The following is a 24,511-nucleotide window of genomic DNA, read 5'->3' as shown; positions in this document are numbered from 1 at the left end:
CCGGGTTGCCACCGGAATTGAGGTGGTGTCTCCGGGCGAGTCCGTCGTGCCGGTACGACCTCGCTCAGCGCGCGTCGAACGCCACGCTCTCCCAGCCGGCCGGCACGGCGCGGGGCTCCCACGATGTGTCCGGCGTCCAGTCGGCCCAGGCCTTGTCCCACCAGAGCTCGCCCGCGTCGAGCAGCCCGGCGATCCGGGCGCCCTCGGCGCGGATCTGTTCCATCCGGCCGGGGTACCGGTCGGGGCCGGTCTCCTCGAACTCGACGACGTCCTTGAACTCGTAGGTCTCGGCGTCGGCCGCCCACCAGACGTCCAGCTCGTGGTCGAGCGTGTCGAACCCCATCGGGGTGCGGCGCGGCGCGTCCTCCAGGTTGAAGTACCAGCCCTGGAACGCGCGCTCGGGGCCGTCCCAGAACAGGAAGAGGGAGTGCTCCACCCCGGCCCAGTGCAGCTCCAGGCGGCCGTGGCCGCGCCAGCGCGTGCTGCCGGCGAGCTTCCAGGGGTGCTCCCCCACCGGGAACGTGCCCGAGCCCGGGTACTCCAGCGGGGTGCCGCCGGGCGTGTAGGTGACGAGCAGGTCGCCGTCGTCCTGCACGCAGATCTGCGGGATCGCGATCCACGGCTCGCCGCGCATGATCTCGCGGCGCACCACCGTCTGGCCGGGCTGGAAAACGGGAGACGTCATGGCGGGAACGCTAACAGCGACGAGTTACGCGCCGACGACATCGACGTTGACACCGTGTCGCAGCACCCGGACGGGCCGCAGGTCGGCGTCCGTGACCAGGAGGTCGGCGCGGGCTCCAGGCTCCAGTGTGCCGACCTCGCCGGCCAGCCCCAGCACCCGGGCGGGCACCGCCGTCGCGGACCGCACGGCGTCGACCAGGGGGACGCCGCCGCGCACGGCGTGGCGCACCACGTCGACCAGGTGCGCCGTGCCGCCGGCGATCGGCCCCTCCTCCTCCGGAGCGCCGGGCGCGGCCTGGGGAGTGGCGATCCGGGCGACGCCGTCGTGCACCACCACCGACATCGGGCCCAGCTCGTAGCGGCCGTCGGCCACACCGGCCGCGGCCATCGCGTCGGTCACCAGCACCACCTGGTCCGGACCCACCATGTCGAACACCGAGCGCACGGTCGCCGGGTCGAGGTGCACCCCGTCGCCGACGAGCTCGACGACCATGTCACCCCGGGACGCCGCCGCCAGGCAGGCCGCGACGGGGCCCGGCTGGCGGTGGTGCAGGGGGCGCATGCCGTTGAAGAGGTGCGTGGCGGTCATCGGACCTGGTACCCGGCGCGCCGTCCGGCCGGTGGCCCGCAGCGCCGCCGTGACCTGCTCGATCAGCGCCTCGGCCTGCTCGGTGCTGCCGTCGGTGTGGCCCAGCGAGGGCAGCACGCCCGCCTCGACCAGCGCCTCGGCGACGCCGCCGGGTCCCGTCACGCCGGCCACCTCCGGGGCGATGGTCATGGTGCGCAGGTACCCGCGGGCGGCCGCGGCCAGGTCCCGCACCAGCTCGACACTGCCTTCTTGCAGGTCAGCCGGGTTGTGGGCGCCCCGGCGCCGGTGCGAGAGGAACGGCCCCTCCGCGTGCAGGCCCTCGATCTCCCCGGCCTCGGCGAGCTCGGCCAGCACCGCGGCACGCCGCAGCAGCACCTCGGGCTGGGCCGTCACGAGCGACGCGAGCAGGGTGGTGGTGCCGTGGGCGCGGTGCTCCAGGACGCCCGCCATCGCCTCGTCTGCCGACGTGACGTCCGGGAACGAGGCGCCGCCCCCGCCATGGTTGTGCAGGTCCACGAGCCCCGGCAGCACGAAGGTCCCGGGCGCGGGCGGCACGTCCTCGAGGGCGGGGCCATGACCGGCCTCCAGGGCGTCGACCACGGAGCCGGCGAACGTGACGCGCCCACCCGAGGCGACGACGACGCCGTCGTCCACCACCGAGGATGCCTGGACAAGACGCCCGCGCACGACAACCACTTCAGTCATGCGGACATCCTGCCACCCGCGCAGGCCCGTCCTGACGGGCTGGAGGAGTCCTGACGGGCTAGAAGAGGCGGGACGTCGGGTCGTCGACGCCGCGCATGGCGTCGTAGTCCAGCAGGAGGGTCTTGATGCCGCGGTCCTTCGCCAGGACGCGCGCCTGCGGCTTGATCTCCTGTGCCGCGTAGACGCCCTGGACCGGGGCCAGCAGCGGGTCGCGGTTGAGCAGCTCCAGGTACCGCGTGAGCTGCTCGACGCCGTCGATGTCGCCGCGACGCTTGATCTCCACCGCGACGGTGGAGCCGGAGCCGTCCCGCGCGAGGATGTCCACCGGGCCGATGGCCGTGGGGTACTCGCGCCGGACCAGGGTGTGCCCGGCACCCAGCAGCGCGATCTGCTCGGCGAGCAGCTCCTGCAGGTGCGCCTCCACGCCGTCCTTCACGAGGCCCGGGTCGATGCCCAGGTCGTGGGCGGAGTCGTGGTGCACGGTGAACAGCTCGACCTCGAGCCGGTCGTCCGACTTGGCGTGCTGGACGGTCCACACCTCGGTGACGCCGCGCTCGGCAGCCTCCGCGGAGGGCTCGCGCACCGTCAGGGTGCACGGCGGGCTCATCCAGTTCAGCGGCTTGTACGAGCCGCCGTCCGAGTGGATCAGCACGCTGCCGTCGGCCTTGACCACGAGCAGCCGCGTCGCCGGCGGGAGCATCGCGGTCAGGCGGCCCGTGTAGAGGGCGGAGCAGTCTGCCACGACCAGCCGCATCAGAGAACCAGATCCTGTCGTCCGGGAGGGGCGGCCTCAAGCCAGGAGGCGAGGCCGAAGTAGTCGCCGGCAGCGAGGTCGAGCTCGAAGTCGAGCCCGTCGTACCGGCACTGGACGAGGTAGTGGTCGCCCTGACCACGCTCGTCCGGGTCCAGCGGGGTGCGGCTCGTCACGGTGAGCCGCTCCCGGTACCACGTGCGGGCCGGACGGGGTGACAGCGACCAGCACCGCCACCACTCGATCCGGCCCACCGCGTACTGCGCGATGCCCGGCGTCCAGGAACCCTCGGGGTTACCGGTCGCCCGGGCACTGCAGTCGAACGATCCGACCCTGCGGGAGAGGGTCCGCAGCCGGGAGATCCCGGCCGCGATCACGAGCGCGAGCGCCCCGAGTACCGCAATCGCGATCCATACGACGCCCGGCACGCGCGCTCTCCCTCAGACCAGGGAGATCTCGTCGACCACGAGGGTGACGAGGTTGTTGTCCACGGACATGAAGCCGCCGGTGACCGTGGCCTCCACGGCCGGGCCCGACGCCGTCTGCACCTTGATGGTGCCGGGGCGAAGCACCGCCAGCAGCGGCGTGTGGTTCGCCAGGATGCCGATCTGGCCGTCCGCAGACGGCGCACTCACCTGGGTCGCCGCACCGCTCCAGACCTTGCGGTCCAGGGACACGAGGTCCACGCTCAGCTCTGCCACGAGAGCTCCTTCCGATGTAGCGGGCGTGCTGCCGCCCCTGCCGGGTTGCCCGATTCTAAGGGGTCCGGCGGGGCGGCATCACGCACGGGGGGACGGACGAGACCTCAGGCCCCGTACTCCTTCTGGATCCGTGCCCAGTTCTCCTCGAGCATCTCAAGCCCGCCGATGTTGTAGAAGGCCTGCTCGGCGATGTGGTCGAACTCACCGGCGCAGATCTTCTTGAACGCCTCGATGGTCTCGGACAGCGGCACCGTCGAGCCCACCACGCCCGTGAACTTCTCGGCCATGTAGGTGTTCTGGGAGAGGAACTGCTGGATGCGACGCGCACGCGCGACGACCGTCTTGTCCTCCTCCGAGAGCTCGTCCACGCCGAGGATGGCGATGATGTCCTGCAGCTCCTTGTTGCGCTGCAGGATCGACTTGACCTCGGTGGCCACATCGTAGTGCTCCTGGCCCACGTACCGCGGGTCGAGGATGCGCGAGGTGGAGGCCAGCGGGTCGATCGCCGGGTACAGACCCTTCGACGCGATCTCACGGGAGAGCTCGGTCGTCGCGTCCAGGTGGGCGAACGTCGTGGCCGGGGCCGGGTCGGTGTAGTCGTCAGCCGGCACGTAGATGGCCTGCAGCGACGTGATGGAGTGACCACGCGTCGAGGTGATGCGCTCCTGGAGGAGGCCCATCTCGTCGGCCAGGTTCGGCTGGTAGCCCACGGCGGACGGCATACGGCCGAGCAGCGTGGAGACCTCGGAACCGGCCTGCGTGAAGCGGAAGATGTTGTCGATGAAGAGCAGCACGTCCTGCTGCTGCACGTCACGGAAGTACTCCGCCATCGTCAGCGCCGACAGGGCCACGCGCAGACGCGTGCCCGGCGGCTCGTCCATCTGGCCGAAGACGAGGGCGGTCTTGTCGAAGACACCCGCCTCGTCCATCTCGGCGATCAGGTCGTTGCCCTCACGGGTGCGCTCGCCGACACCGGCGAACACCGACACACCACCGTGGTCCTGGGCCACACGCTGGATCATCTCCTGGATGAGGACCGTCTTGCCGACGCCCGCACCACCGAAGAGGCCGATCTTGCCACCCTGCACGTACGGGGTCAGCAGGTCGATGGACTTGATGCCCGTCTCGAACATCGTGGTCTTCGACTCGAGCTGGTCGAAGGCCGGCGCCTTGCGGTGGATCGGCCAGCGCTCGGTGACCTCGAACTTCTCGCCCTCGGCGAGGTTCAGGACCTCGCCGGTCACGTTGAAGACCCTGCCCTTGGTGATGTCGCCGACGGGCACGCTGATGGGCTCGCCCGTGTCGGTCACCACGGCGCCGCGGACCAGGCCGTCGGTCGGCTTGAGCGCGATGGCGCGCACCAGGGAGTCGCCCAGGTGCTGCTCGACCTCGAGGGTCAGGGTGAACGTGTTCTCGTCCTCGCCCTGGCCGGACAGGTCGATCTCGACGGTCAGCGCGTTGTAGATGTCGGGGATCGCGTCCTCGGGGAACTCGATGTCCACGACGGGGCCGATCACCCGAGCGACCCGGCCGGTGCCGGGGCCGCTCGTGTGCTCGACCGTGGATTCCACGGTGGTGGCGGTCATGGTTGCCTCGCTTCGGTGGGCCGGAGGGTCCTCCGGCGGGGAGTCTTTTCGGTTCTGTTCAGGACGCCAGGGCGTCAGCACCGGAGACGATCTCGCTGATCTCCTGGGTGATGTCTGCCTGGCGGGCCTGGTTGGCCAGTCGGGTGTACGTGCGGATCAGGTCCTCGGCGTTGTCGGTCGCCGTGTGCATGGCCCGCTGACGCGCGGCGAGCTCGGACGCGGCGGCGTCGAGCAGCATCGCGTAGATGCGCTGCTGCACGTACCGCGGGAGCAGCTCGTCCAGCACGGCCTCGGGCGACGGCTCGAAGTCGTAGAGCGGCAGGGCCTCGTGCTCCTCGGCCTCGGACACGCCCTCGACCACCTCGAGCGGCAGCATGCGCACCACGCGGGCGCGCTGCGTCACCATGTTGACGAACAGCGTGGAGACCACGTGCATCTCGCTGACACCGCCGTCGGGCTCCTCCGCGAGGAACACCTCGAGCAGTGTGTCGGCGATGTCCTCGACCGCCTCGCGCGTCGGCTTCTCCGAACCGTACGACCAGCTCTTGGCGATCTCCCGCCCGCGGAACGTGTAGTACGCGATCGCGCGGCGGCCGGCCACGTAGAGCACGACCTCCTTGCCCTCGGCCGTCAGCTGCCCGATGAGCCTCTCGGCCTCGCGGACGATCGCCATCGGGTAGGAACCGGCCATGCCCGCGTCGGACGAGACGACGAGCACCGCTGCGCGGTTGCCGCCCTCCTCCCGCGTGAGCGGGTGGTCCACGTCCGTGTGCGACGCGACAGCCGACACCGCGCGGGTGATCGCCTGTGCGTACGGCGCCGCCGCCGCTGCCGCCGCGCGAGCCTTGCCGATGCGGGAAGCGGCGATCAGCTCACGCGCACGGAAGATCTTCTTCAGCGACTGCGTCGACTTGATCCGCGCCTTGTAGATGCGCTGAGCTCCACCGGCCACGGTCAGGCCTTCTTCTTGATGACGATCTGCTCCTGCTCGACGTCCACGTCCCCGTCGACGTCACCACCGACGAGCGCGGTGCCGTCGGCCCGCTGGAAGCCGGCGCGGAAGTCGTCGACGGCGGCGCTGAGCGCGGCCTCCGTGTCGGACTCCAGCTTGCCGGTCTCGCGGATCGTGGAGAGCACGTCCGTCTTGCGGCGCAGGTGGTCCAGCAGCTCGGACTCGAACCGCTTGACGTCCTCGACCGCGACGTCGTCGAGCTTGCCCTTGGTACCGGCCCACACCGACGCGACCTGGTCCTCGACCGCGTACGGCGAGTACTGGGGCTGCTTGAGCAGCTCCGTCAGGACGGCGCCGCGCTGCAGCTGCGCACGGGACGCCGCGTCGAGGTCGGACGCGAACATCGCGAAGGCCTCGAGCGAGCGGAACTGCGCCAGCTCCAGCTTCAGCGTGCCGGAGACCTTCTTCATCGCCTTGATCTGCGCGTCGCCACCGACTCGGGAGACCGAGATACCGACGTCCACGGCGGGACGCTGGTCGGCGTTGAACAGGTCGGACTGCAGGAAGATCTGCCCGTCCGTGATGGAGATGACGTTGGTCGGGATGTACGCCGAGACGTCGTTCGCCTTGGTCTCGATGATCGGCAGACCGGTCATCGAGCCCGCCCCCAGCTCGTCCGAGAGCTTGGCACAGCGCTCGAGCAGGCGGGAGTGCAGGTAGAACACGTCACCCGGGTAGGCCTCGCGGCCCGGCGGACGGCGGAGCAGCAGCGACACGGCACGGTAGGCCTCGGCCTGCTTCGACAGGTCGTCGAAGATGATCAGGACGTGCTTGCCCGAGTACATCCAGTGCTGGCCGATGGCCGAGCCGGTGTACGGCGCGAGGTACTTGAAGCCTGCCGGGTCGGACGCCGGAGCCGCGACGATGGTCGTGTACTCGAGCGCGCCGGCCTCCTCCAGGGCGCCACGCACGGAGGCGATGGTCGAGCCCTTCTGGCCGATGGCGACGTAGATGCAGCGCACCTGCTGGTTCGGGTCGCCGGTCTCCCAGTTCGCCTTCTGGTTGATGATCGTGTCGACCGCGATCGCCGTCTTGCCGGTCTGGCGGTCGCCGATGATCAGCTGACGCTGACCACGGCCGATCGGGATCATCGAGTCGATCGCCTTGATGCCGGTCTGCAGCGGCTCGTGCACCGACTTGCGCTGCATGACGCCGGGCGCCTGCAGCTCCAGGGCACGGTTGCCCTCGGTGGCGATCTCGCCCAGGCCGTCGATGGGGGCACCCAGCGGGTCGACCACGCGGCCGAGGTAACCCTCGCCCACGGGGACCGAGAGCACCTCGCCGGTGCGGCGGACCTCCTGGCCCTCCTCGATGCCGGTGAACTCGCCCAGGACGACCACACCGATCTCGCGGACGTCCAGGTTCTGCGCGAGGCCGAGCGTGCCGTCCTCGAAGCGCAGCAGCTCGTTGGCCATCGCACCCGGAAGTCCCTCGACGCGGGCGATACCGTCTGCGGCGTACGAGACGCGGCCCACCTCCTCGGTGACCGCTTCCTGGGGCTCGTAGGCCTTCACGAAGCTGTCCAGTGCGGCGCGGACCTCGTCCGGCCGGATCGTCAGCTCAGCCATTGATCTTCTCCTGTCGTGGCCGCGAGAGCCGCGGCGGAAGGTACTTGTTCACGTTTTCAGCCGGCCAGACGACGCTGAGCGTCAGCAAGGCGCGACAGGACGGTGGAGTCGACGACGTCCGCGCCGACCTGGATGCGCATCCCCCCGACGACGGTGGGGTCCACGGTGACGTTCAGCTGGACGGGCTTGCCGTACGAGCGCTCGAGGACGGCGCCGAGGCGCTCCTCCTGCTCGCGGGTGAGCACCGTCGCGCTCGTCACGGCGGCGACGAGGCGCTGGCGGCGTTCCGCCGCGACCTCGCCGAACCAGCCGATCGTCTGCACGAAGCGACGGCCACGCAGCGACGACGTCGCGCGCTGCGCCAGGCGCTGGGTCACGGTGTCGACCTTGCCACCGACCAGTGCGTCCACGAGCGCCACCCGGCGCTCCGGAGCGGTCGAGGCGTCCGAGAGGGCCTGCTTGGCCTCCCGCTGGCCGACGAGCGACCGGCTGATCCGGAACAGCTCGTCCTCGACCGTCTCCAGCACGCCGCGCGCCTCGGCGGAAGCCAGCACGGCGTCCACCCCGAGGAGCTCGACGGCGTCGGCCAGGTCCGCGTCGCTCGCCCACCGCGACCGGGCGAGCCCGGACACGAGGTCGACCACGCGCTCGTCGAAGCCGCCCAGCAGGCCGGCCACCAGGCCGGCCTTGGCCTCGCCCTCGCGGGACGGGTCGGCGAGCGAGCGGCGCAGCGCGGCGGAGTCGTCGAGCGCCGACACCACGGTGAGCAGCTGCTCACCCAGCGTCAGCGCGTCCGCACCCGCGGCACGCAGCACCGGCTCGAAGCGCTCCTGCGCCGCCGTCAGCGATGCCCCGCTCGATCCCCGCATCACGCCTCCTTGTTGCTTGCCACGGTCTGGCTCGCCTCGAGCTCGTCGAGGAACCGGTCGACCACGCGCGACTGCCGGGCCGAGTCCTCGAGGGACTCGCCGACGATCTTCGACGCGAGCTCGGTCGCGAGCGCGCCGACCTCGGTGCGCAGCGACACCGACGCGGCCTGCCGCTCGGCCTCGATCTGACGGTGCGCCGTCTCGGTGACGCGCTCCGCCTCCTCGCTCGCCTTGGCCTTGAGGTCCTTGATGATCGCGGTGCCCTCGGCACGCGCCTCCTCGCGGACCTGCGCCGCATCGGCACGGGCCTCGGCCAGCAGCGCCTGCTGCTGGGCCAGCGCCTCGTCGGCCGCCTTCTGCGCGGCCTCGGCCTTCTCGATGCCACCCTCGATGAGGGAGGCACGCTCGTCCAGCACCTTGTTCATGGGCGGCAGGATGAACTTGTAGAACGCCACGGCGATGACCACGAGGATCACCGCCGACCAGAGCAGGTCGTATCCGGCGGGCAGGAACAGGTCGATGCCCGCGGGCGCTTCCTCTGTCTGCGCTGCCACGACGTCGGCAGCGCCCGTGAGCGCAGCCATCACGCGGCGGGGAAGAGGAAGCCGGCGACCAGGCCGAGAAGCGCGAGCACCTCGACGAACGCGACACCCAGGAACATGGTGGCGCGGAGCTGGCCGGCGACCTCGGGCTGGCGGGCCATGCCCTCGATCGTCTTGCCGATGAGGATGCCGAGGCCGATACCCGGGCCGGTCGCGGCGAGGCCGTAGCCGACAGCGTTCAGGTTACCGGTGACCTCGGCGAGAGTGGTGACGTCCACTTGCGTCTTCCTTCCGTTGGGCGCCGCACCGGGTGGTGCGGCGTCGCGTGGTGTGCGAAGGCGCTGGTGCGCCCGTCGCGGGTTATCCAGGTGAAGCTGTGCAGCGCCGCCCGGAGGGGAGCACCGTCAGTGCTCCTCCTCCAGCGACATGTTGATGTAGACCGCGGCCAGCAGCGCGAAGATGTACGCCTGCAGGAACGCGACCAGGAGCTCGAAGAGCGTCACGAACAGGCCGGCGGGCAGGGTCAGGATGCCGAAGGCCATCAGCCCGGTGCCCGCCGAGTCCACGACGAAGAACTGGGTAGCTGCGAAGCAGAGCACCAGCATGATGTGGCCGGCGACCATGTTGGCCACGAGTCGGACCGCGAGCGAGCCCGGCCGGATGACCAGGAGCTGCAGCAGCTCGATCGGCGTCAGGATGAAGTAGATCGGCCACGGCACGCCCGGCGGGAACAGGTTCGCCTTGAGGTAGCCGCCCAGGCCGTGCTTGCGGATGCCGACCGCCCAGTAGGTGACGAACACCCACAGGGCGAGGAGCAGCGGGATGCCGATCCGCGAGGTACCGGCCAGGTTCAGACCCGGGATCACACTCGTGACGTTGAACGCCAGGACCGACAGGAAGATGGTGGTGAGCATGGGCACGAAACGCTTGGCGTTGTCCTTGCCCAGGATCTCCTCGCCGATCTGCACCCGGACGAAGTCCAGCAGGTACTCGACACCGGCCTGGAAACGGCCCGGCACCACCTTGGCGCGGCGCGCGGCGATCACGAAGACCGACAGCAGCACCAGCATGGCGATGATGCGGATGATCCAGATGCGGTCGATCTGGAAGATTGTGCCCTCGAACAGGATGGCCGACGGGAAGAAGTCGGCGATCGACGGCGTGTGGAAGCCGCCCTCACCCTCGTGGCCTTCAGTGGCGGCGAGGATTACGGACGTCGCATACGTGGACAGGAGGACTCCCAGGTGGTCATTCGGCCCCGCGCGCGTTTCCCGCTGTGTGGCGGAACGGGCGCGCCGTCGGGCCTGGCCGTCATGGATTCGTCGTAAGCCTAACCTATGTCCCATGCGGTTCTGGCCGTAGAACCGCATGACACGGCCCCTTGTGACTTATTGCGCAACCCCGCGTCAGGTCGTGGGCCGCTCATGGGGTCCGGTCAGGGCTTGGTGTCGGGCTGAGCCTCGGGCTCGACGTAGGGAAGGCGGCCGTTCCGGACCGCGCGGTAGTCGAGCAGCGCGGAGCCGACGGCGCCGAGCAGCAGCACGACGAACAGGACGACCCGGTCGTAGAAGTCGAACTGCGTGATGATCACCAGCACGACGATCAGCACCACCATCTTGGCGAGCCAGCTGCCCATCACCACGGCGCCCATGGCGGCCGGACCCTTGCCGACGGTGTAGAGCATGGACCACACCGTCGTGGCGCAGAAGAACGCGGCGAGCGCGGCGCCGATCAGGGCGCCCCACAGCCCGGGCAGGCCTGCGACCAGCAGCCCGACCAGCGACCCCAGGACGGCGAGGCCGCCCACGAGGATCAGGCAGTCGCGCAGGGCCGCACGCAGCACCGCCTGCTCGGCAGCGCCCCGGGGCGCGTCGGGGGCATCGGGTGCCTGCTCGGTCATTCGACGGTCTCCTTGGTCTTGACGGTGGTCTTCGCGGCGACACTCTCGGTGGCGCTCTGCGGTACGACGGCGGCCGCTGCCGTCCCGGCACTGACGGCGGCGGGCACCTTGGGGGTCTGCCCCGACAGCGCGACGTCGTCGTCCAGGAACCGGCCGCGGTTGCGCAGCGGGCCGAGGGTGGCCAGCAGCGCGAGCACCACGAACACGGTGGTCCAGATCAGCACGATCTCCCAGTCCCACTGGACGAGGGCCGCGGCGCTGAAGGCGAACACGGCGGTCCACACGTACAGGATCACGACGGCGCGGCGGTGCGAGTGGCCGAGGGCCAGCATGCGGTGGTGCAGGTGCATGCGGTCGGGCGCCATGGGCGACTTGCCGGCGGCCAACCGCCGGATCACCGCGAGCCCCATGTCCAGCAGCGGCAGCATGAGCACCGCCACCGGGAGCAGCAGCGGGATGAACGCGGGCAGGGCCCGAGAGCCGGTCATGACGTCGGGCGTGACGTTGCCGGTCACGGTGATCGCCGCGCCGGCCATCACGAGGCCGATCAGCATGGACCCGGCGTCACCCATGAAGATGCTCGCCGGGTGGAAGTTGTAGGGCAGGAAGCCCACGCAGACGCCCACGAGCACCGCCATCATCAGCGACGCCAGGGAGGAGTAGTCCTCCGCCGAGACCTGCTGGGTGAGCCCGTAGGTGTACAGGAAGAAGGCGGCGCCGCCGATCGCGACGATGCCGGCGGCCAGGCCGTCGAGGCCGTCCACGAAGTTCACGGCGTTCATCGCGACCACGACGGCCAGGACCGTCACCACCAGCGACATGCGCGACGACGGGATGGTCGTCCCGGCGATCGGCAGCGTGATGAGCTGGACGCCCTGCAGCGCCATGAAACCCGCGGCCAGGACCTGGCCCGCGAGCTTGGTGACCCAGTCGAGGTCCCACTTGTCGTCCGCCCAGCCGAGCGCGCACACGATCGCGGCGCCGCCCACGATGCCCCACGCCTGGCGGTCCTCGAAGACCCCGGACAGGAACGGCATCTGGGAGGCCAGCATGACCGAGACGACGATGCCGATCAGCATGGCGAGCCCGCCGAGCCGGGGCGTGGGCACGGAGTGCACGTCGCGGGCCCGCACGGCGGAGATGGCCGAGGTCTTGAGCGCGACCCAGCGCGCGAAGGGCGTGGTCAGGAACGTGACCGCCGCGGCCACGAGCATCAGGAGCAGGTACACCCTCACTCGTCGTCCTCCGCGGCGGGGGCCGGGGGCGCGATCGGGTCGTCCTCGGGCGACGCCGCAGGGCCTTCGACATCCGCGATCTTGCGCAGCTCGGCCAGCGACACTGCGCCCTCGCGGACGACCCGCAGCACCGGTCCGGTCGCGTCCACGATCGTCGAGGCGACGCCGCCGGGCGCCTCTCCCCCGTCGAGGTAGACGGCGACCGACGCCCCGAGCTGGGACACGGCGTCCGCCACGTCCTGCGCGGCGGGGCTGCCGGACTTGTTGGCGCTGGAGACGGCCAGCGGGCCGGTGCGCTTCAGGAGGGCGAGCGCCGCGGGGTGGTCCGGCATGCGCAGGGCGACGGTGCCGCCCGTGTCGCCGAGGTCCCACTGCAGCGACGGCTGCGCGTGCAGGATGACGGTGAACCCGCCGGGCCAGAAGGCCTCGACCAGCTTGCGGGCCTCGTCGGGCACGTCGGTGGCGAGGCCGTCGAGCGTCGCGACCTCACCCACGAGGACCGGCGGCGGCATCTGCCGGCCGCGGCCCTTGGCCGCGAGCAGGGCCGCCACCGCGACCTCGTCGAACGCGTCGGCCGCGATGCCGTACACGGTGTCGGTGGGCAGGACCACGAGGCCGCCACGGGAGATCGCATTCACTGCCTCGTCGATCGCGGGGCCCCAGGACTGCGGGTCGGTGGCGTCGAGCACGGGCTGCACAGGCACACTCACGCGGACCAGTCTTTCACGATCCAGGCCCGGGACGATCCAGGCGGCGCGCGACCACCATGCGGGGCCGGCCGGTGAGGTCCTTGCGCGTCTCCGGCTCCCCGAACACGGGCCTGCCCTCGGTGTCACGCGCGGCCGCGACCATCGCCCGCGCCGCCTCCGCCTGGACCTCCGCGTGCTCCATGACGTACAGCCCACCGGCCCGCAGCAGGCGCGCGGCGGCGTCCGTGATGCCGCGCGGCACCTCCAGCCCGTCGGGCCCCAGGCCGTACAGCGCGACGGCCGGGTCGTGCTCGGCGACCTCCGGGTCCACGGGCACGGCGTCCGACGGCACGTACGGCGGGTTCGAGACGACGACGTCGGCCGTCCCGTCGACCCCGTAAAGGGCCGTGCGGGCGTCGCCCTTGACGAGCCGGACGATCCGCTCGGGGGCCGACTCGGGGTCCGCCTGCGGGTCCGCCGCCGTGGCGGGGTCCAGGCCCGCGGCGACGGCGCTCAGGGTGTCGACGTTGCGTGCCGCCCACGCGTGGGCGTCCTTGTCCAGCTCGACGGCGTGCACCCGCGCGCCGGGCACCTCGGTGGCCACCGCCAGCGCGATGGCCCCGGACCCGGTGCACAGGTCGACGACGACGGCGCCGCCCCGCTCGCCCACGACCTTGGCGGCCTCGTCGATCGCCACCTGGGCGACCTCCTCCGTCTCGGGCCGCGGCACGAACACCCCCGGCCCCACGGCCAGCTCCAGGTGCCGGAACGGCGCGACGCCGGTCAGGTGCTGCAGGGGCTCGCGGGCGGCTCGCCGGGCGACCAGGCGGGCGAACGTGGCGGCCACGTCGTCGGGCACCTCGCGGCCGAGCACGGTCAGCCGCAGCAGCTCCCCGCGGTCCACCCCGAGGGCGTACGCCAGCAGCGCCTCGGCGTCGGCCTGGGGGGACCCGACCCCGGCGTCGGCCAGCTCCTCATGGGCCCACTTCAACAGCTGCGCGCTCACCGCGCTCCTCCGACCACGGCAAAAGCCTGCCCGACGGCGGCGGAAGCCGCCAGACCCGCCACCGACGCCGCGTCAGACACCGGAGGCCTCGGCGAGCCGGGCCGCCTCGTCGGCGTCGATCGCGGAGCGGACCACGGGACCCAGGTCGCCGTCCAGCACCTGGTCGAGGTTGTACGCCTTGTAGCCCGTGCGGTGGTCGGCGATCCGGTTCTCCGGGAAGTTGTACGTGCGGATGCGCTCGGACCGGTCCACGGTGCGCACCTGCGAGCGGCGCAGCTCGGCGGACTCGGCGGCCGCGGCCTCCTGCTGCGCGGCGAGCAGCCGGGCCCGCAGCACGCGCATGGCCTGCTCGCGGTTCTGCAGCTGCGACTTCTCGTTCTGCATCGAGACGACGATGCCCGTGGGCACGTGCGTGATGCGCACCGCGGAGTCGGTGGTGTTCACGGACTGCCCGCCCGGGCCGGAGGACCGGTAGACGTCGATGCGCAGGTCGTTCTGGTCGATCTCGAGCTCGCCCGGGTCGTCGACCTCGGGGAACACGAGCACGCCCGCCGCCGACGTGTGGATGCGGCCCTGCGACTCGGTGACCGGCACGCGCTGCACGCGGTGCACGCCGCCCTCGTACTTGAGGCTGTGCCAGACACCGTCCTCGGGGCCCTGCACGCTCTTGGCCTTGATCGCCACCTGCACGTCCTTGTAGCCGCCCAGGTCGGACGCCGTGGCCTCCAGGAGCTGCGTGGACCAGCCGCGCTGCTCCGCGTACCGCAGGTACATGCGCAGCAGGTCGCCCGCGAACAGCGCGGACTCCTCCCCGCCCTCGCCGGCCTTGATCTCGAGGATCACGTCGCGGCCGTCGTCGGGGTCGCGCGGCACCAGGACCCGGCGCAGCTTCTCCTCCGCGGTCGACTCGGCCTCCCGGAGCGCGGGCAGCTCCTCGGCGAACGAGGCGTCCTCCGCCGCGAGCTCGGCGGCGGCCTCGGCGTCGTCGTGCGCCTGCTCCCACGCCTTGTAGGCACCCACCACCTGGTTGAGCTCCGCGTACCGGCGGCCCAGCGTGCGGGCGCGACCCGGGTCGGCGTGCACGGCGGGGTCCGCCAGCGCCGTCTCGATCTCGGCGTGCTCGCTGAGCAGCGGCCCGACGGCGGCGAACGCTTCGGTCACGATCTCTCCTTGGTACGAAGGCGGGCGGGTCTGGGCAAAGCAACAGCGCCGGCGGTCCGGCGCCCGACTGCCCCTGGAGAGGTTGTCGGACCGGACCACCGGCGCTGCGGAGTCGCTACTTGTCGGCGGCCTTCTTGCCGTAGCGCGCCTGGAACCGGGCCACGCGGCCACCGGTGTCCATGATCTTCTGCTTGCCCGTGTAGAACGGGTGGCAGGCGCTGCAGACGTCGGCGCTGATCTTGCCGGACGTCTCGGTGCTACGCGTCGTGAAGGTGTTGCCGCAGGTGCAGGTGACCTGGGTGACGACGTACTCGGGGTGGATTCCAGCCCTCATGTTGCTCCTTGGTGAGATGCCACTGGGTCGCCCTGCAGAACCGCGAGGACGTGAACCAGCGAGCCAGCCAGTAATTGTGCCACTACCTCGCCCGGATCGGCGAGGCAGTGGGGTGTGACGTGGGTCGGACGCCGTCAGACCACCGTCAGACGGTCTCGCCGACGTTGTCGTCCTCCGTGAGACCGCCCGGCGTCGTCTTCTGCACGTGCAGGAGGAACTCGACGTTCGTCTTGGTCTTCTTGAGCTGACCGAGCAGCAGCTCGGCGGCCTGCGTCTGGTCGAGCGCGCCCATGACGCGGCGCAGCTTGTAGACGATCGCGAGCTCGTCCTTCGACATGAGGATCTCCTCGCGCCGGGTGCTCGAGCCGTTGACGTCGATCGCCGGGAAGATGCGCTTCTCGGCCAGGGACCGCGACAGGCGCAGCTCCATGTTGCCGGTGCCCTTGAACTCCTCGAAGATCACCTCGTCCATCTTCGAGCCGGTCTCGACGAGAGCCGTCGCGAGGATGGTCAGCGAGCCGCCGTCCTCGATGTTGCGGGCGGCGCCGAAGAACTTCTTGGGCGGGTAGAGCGCGGCGGCGTCCACACCACCGGACAGGATGCGGCCCGACGCCGGGGCGGCCAGGTTGTAGGCGCGCGACAGGCGGGTGATGCCGTCGAGCAGCACCACGACGTCCTGGCCCAGCTCCACGAGGCGCTTGGCGCGCTCGATGGCGAGCTCGGCGACCAGCGTGTGGTCCGAGGCGTGGCGGTCGAAGGTCGAGGAGATGACCTCGCCCTTGACCGAGCGCTCGAAGTCGGTGACCTCCTCGGGACGCTCGTCCACCAGCACGACCATGAGGTGGACCTCAGGGTTGTTGGCGGTGATCGCGTTGGCGATCTGCTGCATCATCAGCGTCTTGCCGGCCTTGGGCGGCGCGACGATGAGGCCGCGCTGGCCCTTGCCGATCGGCGCGACGATGTCGATGACGCGCGGCGTCAGCTTGGTCGCCTCGGGGTTCTCCAGGCGCAGGCGCTCCTGCGGGTACAGCGGCGTCAGCTTGGTGAACTCGGGGCGCTCCCGCGCCTCCTCCGGCGTCATGCCGTTCACCGTGTCCAGGCGCACCAGGGCGTTGAACTTGTTGACCTTGGCGTTGCGGCCGGCCGGCTGCTGCGGCGGCTCCTCGCCCTCGCGCGGCTGGCGCACGGCGCCCACGACGGCGTCGCCGCGGCGCAGACCGGCCTTCTTGACCTGGTTCAGCGACACGTAGACGTCGTTGTTGCCGGGCAGGTAGCCCGAGGTCCGCACGAACGCGTAGTTGTCGAGGATGTCGAGGATGCCGGCGACGGGCAGCAGCACGTCGTCCTCGCGCACCTCGACGTTCTCGAGACCCGCGACGTCCGGACCCTGACGGCCGCGGCCGCGCTTGCGGTCCCGACCCCGGTCACGGCCCCGGCGACGGCGCGAGTTGCGGTCGTCGTCGAGGTCGCCGGCGGTGCTCCGGTCGGCGGTACGGTCCGCGCCGCGGTCGGCGGTGGTGGTGCGCTCCGCGGTCCGGGTGGTGCCCCGCTCGGACCGGTCGGCGGTGCGGTCGCCGGCGCGCTCGGCGCCGCGGTCGGTGCCGGCGCGCGCGGTGCGGCCGTTGCCGGACTGGCCGTTGCGGGCCTTGTCCTCGCCCGTCTTGTCGGCGGTGCCGTCCGCGGCACCCTGTCCGGCGCCGCGACGGCGTCCGTTCTGCTCCCGCGGCGCCGCGACGGCGTCGGCCAGCTGGGCGAGACGGGCGGCCTTGTCGGCTTCCGTGCTCGCGGCGGCGCGCACACCCGAGGTGGTGACCTCGGCGGCGGCGACCGGCGCCTCGCTACGGGCAGGCTTGTCGATGGTGGGCTGCTCCGAGGTCGAAGCGGCACGGGCCGGGCGCTTCGTCGCGCCACCCGTCTTCTCGCGGATCGAGTCCACGAGGTCGCTCTTGCGCATCCTGGAGGTGCCCTTCACGCCCAGGTCTCCGGCGAGTGCCTGGAGCTCGGCGAGGCGCATGCTGCTCAGCGCTCCGGTGCCGGCCGCACGGCCGGTGGCTGACTGAGCGTTATCGGTGGTGTCTGTCACGAAGGACCCTTCCCCCTCGAACTGCGGCTGGTCGCCTGATCGCGGGCCGCGGGATAGTGGGCGCCCGGCGCCGAACGGCCGGAACGCGGAAAACCTCGCATCAGTGGTACGACGAAGACGGCTGACGGGGGCGTTGTCTGCCTTCTCGCGAGATGCGGTGGCCGTAGATCACGGCCTGCTACGGGCACGGCTGAGCGGCTGAGAGTGTCGCTGGGTAGGCGGTGGGGAACCGATGTTGTATCCGTGTTCCCGCCACCATGGCTCAGGAGTGCTATCCCGAAGGTTCACTGCATACTACCACCCCGTACTGCTGGTGATCCTGGTCCGACATGACTTCTCTTTGCCCCCGACGAGCCGGACGATAGCGCACCTGTGTTACCGGTAATCCTTCGGGCACGTGCACCCGTCAGATCGATCCCGGGGCTCAGCCGGCTCCAGCCCGCGGTCTCGTCCACGAGGTCCCGCAGGACGGCGTCGCGCGCGGCCCGGTGCCCGGGTCCGGCGAGCACCAGGACGGTGGGCCCGGCGCCCGAGACGGTGGCCGGGACGCCCTGCTCGCGCAGCGCGCGCAGCAACTCGGCGGAGGCGCCCAGGACGCCCGCCCGGTACGACTGGTGCAGCCGGTCCTCCGTGGCGTCGAACAGGAGCTCCGGACGCCGGGCCAGGGCCTCCACGAGGAGCGCCGCGCGGCCCGCCGTGAAGGCGGCGTCGCCGTGCGAGACCCGCGCGGGCAGGGCCGCCCGGGCGCGCGCCGTCGCGAGCCGCACGTCGGGCACCAGCACGGTGGCCTCGATCGCCGGGTCGATGTCGAGCCCGACCGCGCGCGGGCCGTCGGCGGTGGTCCACGCGACGGTGGCGCCGCCCTGGATCGCGGGCGCGGCGTTGTCGGGGTGCCCCTCGAACTCGGTGGCGAGACCCAGCACGGTGGCGGCGTCGATGGCCCGTGGATCGGCCAGCAGGGCGCGCGCGGCGACGATCCCGGCCACGACGGCGGCCGACGACGAGCCGAGGCCCCGGCCGTGCGGGATCACGTTGTGGCACGTCATGTGGATGCCGGTGGGCACGGCACCTGCGAGGTCCAGCGTGCGCCGCAGCGCACGCACCACCAGGTGGTCCTCCCCCAGGGGGACCTCCCCGGCGCCCTCGCCCTCGATCTCCACGACCACGTCGGAGCTCGCCACCAGGCGCACCTCGACCTCGTCGTACAGGGCGAGCGCGAGGCCCAGGGAGTCGAAGCCGGGCCCGAGGTTCGCGCTCGTCGCGGGCACCCGGACCCGCACGTGGTCGGCGCCGAGCTGCATCAGAGTGACAGCGCGTCGGCGATCGAGACGACGTCGGCGGAGACCCGTACGGGCTCGACCTCGCCGCCGTCGGGCGTGCGCAGCGCCCAGCTCGGGTCCTTGAGCCCGTGGCCGGTCACCGTGATGGTGATGCGCGCCCCCGCGGGAACGAGGCCGCGCTCGTGCCGGGCCAGCAGGCCCGCGACACCGGCGGCGGACGCCGGCTCGACGAACACGCCGACCTCGGCCGACAGGATCCGGTGCGCCGCGAGGATCTGCTCGTCCGTGACGGCCTCGATGACGCCGCCCGAGGTGTCCCTGGCCTGCTCCGCCAGCTCCCACGAGGCGGGGTTGCCGATGCGGATGGCGGTGGCGATCGTGTCCGGGTCGTCGATCGGGTGGCCCTTGACGATCGGGGCCGCGCCCGCGGCCTGGAAGCCCCACATGGCCGGGGTCCGGCTCGCGACGCCTGCCTCGGCGTACTCGGTGAAGCCCTTCCAGTAGGCCGTGATGTTCCCGGCGTTGCCGACCGGCAGCAGGTGGATGTCCGGGGCGTCGCCCAGGGCGTCCACGATCTCGAAGGCGGCGGTCTTCTGGCCCTCGATCCGGTCCGGGTTCACCGAGTTCACGAGCTCGACGGGGTGGGTGTCGGCGAGCTTGCGGGCCGCCACGAGGCAGTCGTCGAAGTTGCCGTCCACCTGCAGCAGGCGGGCGCCGTGCGCGACGGCCTGGCTCAGCTTGCCCATGGCGATCTTGCCGTCCGGCACGAGCACCGCGCAGACCATGCCGGCCCGCGTCGCATACGCCGCGGCCGACGCCGACGTGTTGCCGGTCGACGCGCACACCACGACCCGGGCGCCGCGCCCGGCCGCCGCGGAGATCGCGGCGGTCATGCCACGGTCCTTGAACGAGCCGGTCGGGTTCATGCCCTCGACCTTGACGTAGACCTCGGCGCCCGTGCGCTCGGACAGCGCCGGGGCGGGCACCAGCGGCGTGCCGCCCTCGCCCAGCGTCACGATCTTCTGCTGGAGGTGGGCGGGCAGCCGGTCCGCGTACTCGGCGATCACGCCGCGCCAGAGGCGCGAGGTGGGCGCGCGGTCCGGGCCGGCGGACGGGACGTTCGGTTCTGCGGGCAGTACGGGCACGGTTCAGCCTTCGACTCTCAGGACGGACGTGATCTCACGGACCGGTTCGAGCGTGCGCACGGCCGCGATGGTGGCGGCCAGCGACGCCTCACGGGCCGCGTGGGTGGTCAGCAGCAGCTCGGCGGTGCCCTCGGAGGGCCCGGTCTGGCGCACGGTGTCGATGGAGACGCCGTGGTCGCCCACGACCCCCGCGACCTGGGCGAGGACGCCCGGGAGGTCGGCGACGAGCAGGCGGACCTGGTAGCGCGTCACGGCGGCGTCCGCCGGGAGCAGCGGGCGGGCCGCGTACGTGGACTCCTGCGGGCCCTTGCCGCCGAGCACGCGGTGGCGCGCCGCCGAGACGACGTCGCCCAGCACCGCGGACGCCGTCGGCCGGCCGCCGGCGCCCTGGCCGTAGAACATGAGCGGCCCGGCGGCGTCGGCCTCGACGAAGACCGCGTTGAACGCGCCCTTCACGCCCGCCAGCGGGTGCTCCAGCGGCACGAGCGCCGGGTGCACGCGCACGGAGACGCCCTCGCCGGTCTGCTCGGCGATGGCCAGCAGCTTCACGGTGTGCCCGGTGCGGGCGGCCCACGCGACGTCGTCGGACGTGACGCCCGTGATGCCCTCGCGGGCGACGTCGTCCGCGGAGACGCGGGTGTGGAAGGCGAGGCTGGCCAGGATGGCGGCCTTGGCCGCGGCGTCGTACCCCTCGACGTCGGCCGTGGGGTCCGCCTCGGCGTAGCCGAGCTCCTGCGCCTGCTTGACCGCCTGGTCGAGGTCGAGCCCGCTGGTGGCCATCTGGTCCAGCACGTAGTTGGTGGTGCCGTTGACGATGCCCAGGACCCGGCGCACGTGGTCGCCCGCGAGCGACTCGCGCACGGGCCGCACGATCGGGATGGCGCCCGCCACGGCGGCCTCGTAGTAGATGTCGACGCCCGCGGAGTCGGCCGCCTTGTAGAGCGTGGGGCCGTCCGCCGCCAGGAGCGCCTTGTTGGCGGTGACGACGGCGGCACCGCCCTCGATCGCGCGCAGCAGCAGGGCCCGCGCGGGCTCGGTGCCGCCCATCACCTCGACGACGATGTCCGCGCCGTCCACCAGCGACCCGGCGTCCTCCGTGAGGAGCTCGGGCGGGATGGCCGCGTCGCGGGGGCGGCTCGTGTCGCGGACCGCGATGCCGGCGAGCTCCAGCGGGGCGCCCGCGCGGGCGGCGAGATCAGTGCCCTGCTCCAGCAGCATCCGGGCCACCTCGGTGCCCACGACGCCACAGCCCAGCAGTGCGACACGCAGCCCGCGGGCGGGCTCGGGGACAGGCACAGCGATCCTGCTTTCGTGTTCGGGGGACGGTCCGCTCCCGGTGCGGTTCCGCACGGGTCGGGACGTTGCGACCAGGGTAACCGGAGCGTCCGACATACGGGCGCCCTGTCTCACGCCGGCACCCGTCCCGCCGGGACAGAACCCTGGCGAAGTAGAAGGGCAGCGAAGTAGAACCGCAGCGAGACAGGACGCCGGCGGGCGTTCTGTCTCGCTGCGGTTCTACTTCGCTGCGGTTCTACCTCGGCGCGGGGCGGGGCCGGTCAGGCCTCGTTGATCCCGTGGCAGACCTTGTACTTCTTGCCCGAGCCGCACGGGCACTGCGCGTTGCGCGGCGTGCCCGGGAAGGTACGGCCGTCGCTCGTGGCGGCCGTCGCCTCGCCGTGCAGGGACGCCCGGCGGCGCGCGCCGTCCGACGACTGCACGAACGCCGAGCCCGAGCCGTCCTCGTTCGGTGCCGAGTACGTCAGCGGCTGCTGCTGTCTCGGGGTGTCCAGACCCTTCGCGAGCAGGATCGGCTCGGTCGCCGCGCCCGCCGCCCGGCGCTGCCGCGGTGCGGGCGGCTGGGCCGGCTGCGGGGCGGAGGCGGGCTGGACCACCGGGATCTGCGTGGTGGGCGGGGCGTCCGGCTGGCCCGTGCCCAGGCGGCCGCGCGGCGGGACCGGCCCGGCGGCGGGCAGCTCGGAGCCGCCGTCCTCCACCTGCTCGGCGCCCGGCTGCTGCACCGTGACCTCGAGGTTGAACAGGAACCCGACCGACTCCTCCTTGATGGCGTCGGTCATCGCCTGGAAGAGCTGGAAGCCCTCGCGCTGGTACTCGACCAGCGGGTCGCGCTGCGCCATGGCGCGCAGCCCGATGCCCTCCTTGAGGTAGTCCATCTCGTAGAGGTGCTCGCGCCACTTGCGGTCCAGCACCGAGAGCACCACGCGGCGCTCGAGCTGGCGCATGGCCGGGGCCGAGAGCTCGTCCTCGCGCGCCTGGTAGGCCACCCGCGCGTCGGACAGGATCTCCTCCAGCAGCATGTCGCCGTCGAGCCGGTCGATCCCGCCGGCCTCCTCGGCGACCTCCTCCGGCGTCAGGGACACCGGGTAGACGGCCTTCAGCGCCGTCCAGAGCGCGTCCAGGTCCCACTGCTCGGGCGTGCCCTCCGCGGTCGCGTTGGTCACGTACTCCGTGATGGTGTCCGTGAGGAAGTGCTGCACCTGCTCGCGCAGGTCCTCGCCCTCCAGCACCCGCAGGCGCTCGGCGTAGATGACCGTGCGCTGGCGGGACAGGACGTCGTCGTACTTGAGGACGTTCTTGCGGATCTCGAAGTTGCGGGACTCCACCTGGCCCTGCGCGGACATGATGCCGCGCGTGACCATCTTGGACTCCAGCGGCATGTCGTCGGGGAACCCGGCGCGGTTCATCATCGACTCGGCGAGGCCGGAGTTGAACAGCCGCATCAGGTCGTCCTGCATCGACAGGTAGAACCGGGACTCCCCCGGGTCGCCCTGCCGGCCGGAACGACCGCGCAGCTGGTTGTCGATGCGGCGGGACTCGTGCCGCTCCGTGCCCAGCACGTACAGGCCGCCGGCGGTCTTGACCTCGTCGTGCTCGGCGGCGACGCGCGCCTTCGCCTTCTCCAGCGACTCCGGCCAGGCGGCCTCGTACTCCTCCGGCGTCTCGACCGGGTCGAGGCCCCGCTCCGAGAGCTCGGCCACCGCGAGGTACTCGGCGTTGCCGCCGAGCATGATGTCGGTACCGCGGCCGGCCATGTTCGTGGCGACCGTGACGGCGCCCTTGCGGCCTGCCATCGCGACGACCGCGGCCTCGCGCTCGTGCTCCTTCGCGTTGAGCACGTTGTGCGGCACGCCGGCCTTCTTCAGCTTGGCGCTCAGCAGCTCCGACTTCTCGACGCTGGTGGTACCCACCAGGACCGGCTGCCCGTAGGCGTGCCGCTCCACGATGTCCGAGACCACCGCGTTGAACTTGCCGTCCTCGTTCTTGTAGACGAGGTCGGGCTGGTCGAGTCGCTGCGGCGGGTTGTTCGTCGGGATCGGGACGACGCCGAGCTTGTAGGTGCCCTGGAACTCGGCGGCCTCGGTCTCGGCCGTACCGGTCATGCCCGAGAGCTTGCCGTACAGGCGGAAGTAGTTCTGGAGGGTGATCGTGGCGAGCGTCTGGTTCTCCGCCTTGATCTCCACCCCCTCCTTGGCCTCGATGGCCTGGTGCATGCCCTCGTTGTAGCGCCGGCCCGCGAGGATACGGCCCGTGTGCTCGTCGACGATCATGACCTCGCCGTTCAGCACGACGTAGTCCTTGTCGCGCTTGAACAGCTCCTTGGCCTTGATGGCGTTGTTCAGGAAGCCGATCAGCGGCGTGTTCAGCGACTCGTACAGGTTGTCGATGCCGAGGTAGTCCTCGATCTTCGCGATGCCCGGCTCGAGCACGCCGACGGTGCGCTTCTTCTCGTCGACCTCGTAGTCCACGGTCGGCACCAGCCGCAGCACGACCTTGGCGAACTCGGTGTACCAGCGGTTGACGTCGCCGGCCGCGGGGCCCGAGATGATCAGCGGGGTGCGCGCCTCGTCGATGAGGATCGAGTCCACCTCGTCGACGATCGCGAAGTTGTGCCCGCGCTGCACCAGGTCGTCCGTCGACCACGCCATGTTGTCGCGCAGGTAGTCGAAGCCGAACTCGTTGTTCGTGCCGTAGGTGATGTCCGCGGCGTACATCTCGCGGCGCTGCGCCGGCGTCTGCCCCGACAGGATGACGCCGGTGGTCATCCCCATGAACCGGAAGACGCGGCCCATCAGGTCACCCTGGTACTTGGCCAGGTAGTCGTTCGTCGTGATGACGTGCACGCCGTCGCCGGACAGCGCGTTGAGGTATGCCGCGGTGGTCGCCACCAGCGTCTTGCCCTCACCGGTGCGCATCTCGGCGATGTTGCCGAGGTGCAGCGCCGCGCCACCCATGATCTGCACGTCGAAGTGCCGCTGGCCGAGCGTACGCCGGGCCGCCTCGCGGATCGCCGCGAACGCCTCCGGCATGAGCTCGTCCAGGTCGGCACCGTGCTCGAGACGCTCCCGGAACCGGGCCGTCTCCTCCCGGAGCTCGGTGTCGCTGAGCTCGACGAAGCTGGGCTCCAAGCGATTGACCTGCTCAGCCACATTGTGCAGCTTCTTCAGGACACGTCCTTCGCCGATGCGAAGGACCTTGTCGAGGATGGACACGCGGGTTCTCCCAGGTCGTCGTCGAGTTTCGCCGTCGCCCATCGTAGGCCGTAAACCTGAGCGGGTGGCCCAGAGCCGACGGCGGACCGACGGGGTTCGCTCTCGGGGTAACGATCACGGGAAGCATGCGGTTCCTGAGCCAGCCATGGGTTCCTCGTGACGA

General features: G+C 71.5%; 23 protein-coding genes. All 23 read right to left on the bottom strand.

All coding sequences use genetic code 11. The features are described from left to right. Window positions 1-64: 64 nt before the first annotated feature. Window positions 65-685, bottom strand: a complete 621-nt coding sequence (locus ACIPN7_RS25150) for a DUF402 domain-containing protein (protein WP_400548998.1) — start codon at window positions 683-685, stop codon at window positions 65-67. 24 nt (window positions 686-709) lie between these two features. Further along, window positions 710-1,978: an N-acetylglucosamine-6-phosphate deacetylase gene (locus ACIPN7_RS25145; protein ID WP_400548996.1), complete on the bottom strand. Its 1,269-nt coding sequence runs from the start codon at window positions 1,976-1,978 to the stop codon at window positions 710-712. A gap of 58 nt (window positions 1,979-2,036) precedes the next feature. Next, on the bottom strand, window positions 2,037-2,732 hold the full coding sequence (gene nucS / locus ACIPN7_RS25140; protein ID WP_400548993.1) for an endonuclease NucS: 696 nt from the start codon (window positions 2,730-2,732) through the stop codon (window positions 2,037-2,039). Continuing rightward, window positions 2,732-3,157, bottom strand: coding sequence for a DUF2550 domain-containing protein (locus tag ACIPN7_RS25135; RefSeq protein WP_020017630.1), 426 nt, complete (start codon window positions 3,155-3,157; stop codon window positions 2,732-2,734). The genes nucS and ACIPN7_RS25135 overlap by 1 nt, the downstream gene beginning before the upstream one ends. A gap of 12 nt (window positions 3,158-3,169) precedes the next feature. After that, on the bottom strand, window positions 3,170-3,430 hold the full coding sequence (locus ACIPN7_RS25130; RefSeq protein ID WP_400548990.1) for a F0F1 ATP synthase subunit epsilon: 261 nt from the start codon (window positions 3,428-3,430) through the stop codon (window positions 3,170-3,172). A gap of 104 nt (window positions 3,431-3,534) precedes the next feature. Then, a complete protein-coding gene (gene atpD, locus ACIPN7_RS25125; RefSeq protein WP_400548987.1) occupies window positions 3,535-5,016 on the bottom strand; it encodes a F0F1 ATP synthase subunit beta in 1,482 nt (493 codons plus the stop codon). Window positions 5,017-5,074: 58 nt separating this feature from the next. Further along, window positions 5,075-5,968 (bottom strand): F0F1 ATP synthase subunit gamma, encoded by an 894-nt coding sequence (locus ACIPN7_RS25120; protein WP_400548984.1) that lies wholly within the window; start codon window positions 5,966-5,968, stop codon window positions 5,075-5,077. Between the two features lie 2 nt (window positions 5,969-5,970). After that, window positions 5,971-7,596, bottom strand: a complete 1,626-nt coding sequence (atpA, locus tag ACIPN7_RS25115) for a F0F1 ATP synthase subunit alpha (RefSeq protein WP_400548981.1) — start codon at window positions 7,594-7,596, stop codon at window positions 5,971-5,973. A 56-nt stretch (window positions 7,597-7,652) separates the two neighbouring features. Next, window positions 7,653-8,465 carry a F0F1 ATP synthase subunit delta gene (locus ACIPN7_RS25110; RefSeq protein ID WP_400548978.1) on the bottom strand — a complete coding sequence of 271 codons (813 nt, stop codon included), beginning with the start codon at window positions 8,463-8,465 and terminating at the stop codon, window positions 7,653-7,655. Beyond that, the gene (locus ACIPN7_RS25105; RefSeq protein ID WP_400548975.1) at window positions 8,465-9,049 is read right to left on the bottom strand and encodes a F0F1 ATP synthase subunit B; all 585 of its coding nucleotides are present in this window, start codon (window positions 9,047-9,049) and stop codon (window positions 8,465-8,467) included. Before ACIPN7_RS25105 ends, ACIPN7_RS25110 begins: the two co-directional genes overlap by 1 nt. Beyond that, window positions 9,049-9,285, bottom strand: a complete 237-nt coding sequence (locus tag ACIPN7_RS25100; protein WP_119142629.1) for an ATP synthase F0 subunit C — start codon at window positions 9,283-9,285, stop codon at window positions 9,049-9,051. Before ACIPN7_RS25100 ends, ACIPN7_RS25105 begins: the two co-directional genes overlap by 1 nt. Before the next feature lie 126 nt (window positions 9,286-9,411). Beyond that, entirely contained in the window at window positions 9,412-10,377 is a 966-nt protein-coding gene (gene atpB / locus ACIPN7_RS25095; RefSeq protein WP_400548972.1) for a F0F1 ATP synthase subunit A, read from the bottom strand. Between the two features lie 65 nt (window positions 10,378-10,442). Then, window positions 10,443-10,907 carry a hypothetical protein gene (locus ACIPN7_RS25090; RefSeq protein WP_397398519.1) on the bottom strand — a complete coding sequence of 155 codons (465 nt, stop codon included), beginning with the start codon at window positions 10,905-10,907 and terminating at the stop codon, window positions 10,443-10,445. After that, window positions 10,904-12,142: an MraY family glycosyltransferase gene (locus ACIPN7_RS25085; protein WP_400548969.1), complete on the bottom strand. Its 1,239-nt coding sequence runs from the start codon at window positions 12,140-12,142 to the stop codon at window positions 10,904-10,906. The genes ACIPN7_RS25090 and ACIPN7_RS25085 overlap by 4 nt, the downstream gene beginning before the upstream one ends. After that, window positions 12,139-12,846, bottom strand: a complete 708-nt coding sequence (locus ACIPN7_RS25080; protein ID WP_400549251.1) for an L-threonylcarbamoyladenylate synthase — start codon at window positions 12,844-12,846, stop codon at window positions 12,139-12,141. The genes ACIPN7_RS25085 and ACIPN7_RS25080 overlap by 4 nt, the downstream gene beginning before the upstream one ends. 19 nt (window positions 12,847-12,865) lie before the next feature. Then, window positions 12,866-13,837, bottom strand: coding sequence for a peptide chain release factor N(5)-glutamine methyltransferase (gene prmC, locus ACIPN7_RS25075; protein WP_400548966.1), 972 nt, complete (start codon window positions 13,835-13,837; stop codon window positions 12,866-12,868). Between the two features lie 72 nt (window positions 13,838-13,909). Next, window positions 13,910-14,998: a peptide chain release factor 1 gene (gene prfA / locus ACIPN7_RS25070; protein WP_397398516.1), complete on the bottom strand. Its 1,089-nt coding sequence runs from the start codon at window positions 14,996-14,998 to the stop codon at window positions 13,910-13,912. Window positions 14,999-15,113: 115 nt separating this feature from the next. Next, window positions 15,114-15,332 (bottom strand): 50S ribosomal protein L31, encoded by a 219-nt coding sequence (gene rpmE / locus ACIPN7_RS25065; RefSeq protein WP_119142620.1) that lies wholly within the window; start codon window positions 15,330-15,332, stop codon window positions 15,114-15,116. Window positions 15,333-15,477: 145 nt separating this feature from the next. After that, a complete protein-coding gene (gene rho, locus ACIPN7_RS25060; protein WP_400548962.1) occupies window positions 15,478-17,415 on the bottom strand; it encodes a transcription termination factor Rho in 1,938 nt (645 codons plus the stop codon). Window positions 17,416-17,699: 284 nt separating this feature from the next. Beyond that, window positions 17,700-18,716 carry a homoserine kinase gene (gene thrB / locus ACIPN7_RS25055; protein WP_400548959.1) on the bottom strand — a complete coding sequence of 339 codons (1,017 nt, stop codon included), beginning with the start codon at window positions 18,714-18,716 and terminating at the stop codon, window positions 17,700-17,702. Then, window positions 18,716-19,831, bottom strand: coding sequence for a threonine synthase (gene thrC / locus ACIPN7_RS25050; protein ID WP_400549248.1), 1,116 nt, complete (start codon window positions 19,829-19,831; stop codon window positions 18,716-18,718). The genes thrB and thrC overlap by 1 nt, the downstream gene beginning before the upstream one ends. 12 nt (window positions 19,832-19,843) lie before the next feature. Next, entirely contained in the window at window positions 19,844-21,136 is a 1,293-nt protein-coding gene (locus ACIPN7_RS25045; protein WP_400548956.1) for a homoserine dehydrogenase, read from the bottom strand. Window positions 21,137-21,396: 260 nt separating this feature from the next. Then, window positions 21,397-24,390 (bottom strand): preprotein translocase subunit SecA, encoded by a 2,994-nt coding sequence (gene secA / locus ACIPN7_RS25040; RefSeq protein WP_400548954.1) that lies wholly within the window; start codon window positions 24,388-24,390, stop codon window positions 21,397-21,399. Window positions 24,391-24,511 lie beyond the last annotated feature (121 nt).

The organism is Promicromonospora sp. NPDC090134 (assembly GCF_044746965.1).
Classification (GTDB): domain Bacteria; phylum Actinomycetota; class Actinomycetes; order Actinomycetales; family Cellulomonadaceae; genus Promicromonospora.
This window is presented reverse-complemented; position numbering and strand designations above follow the sequence as displayed.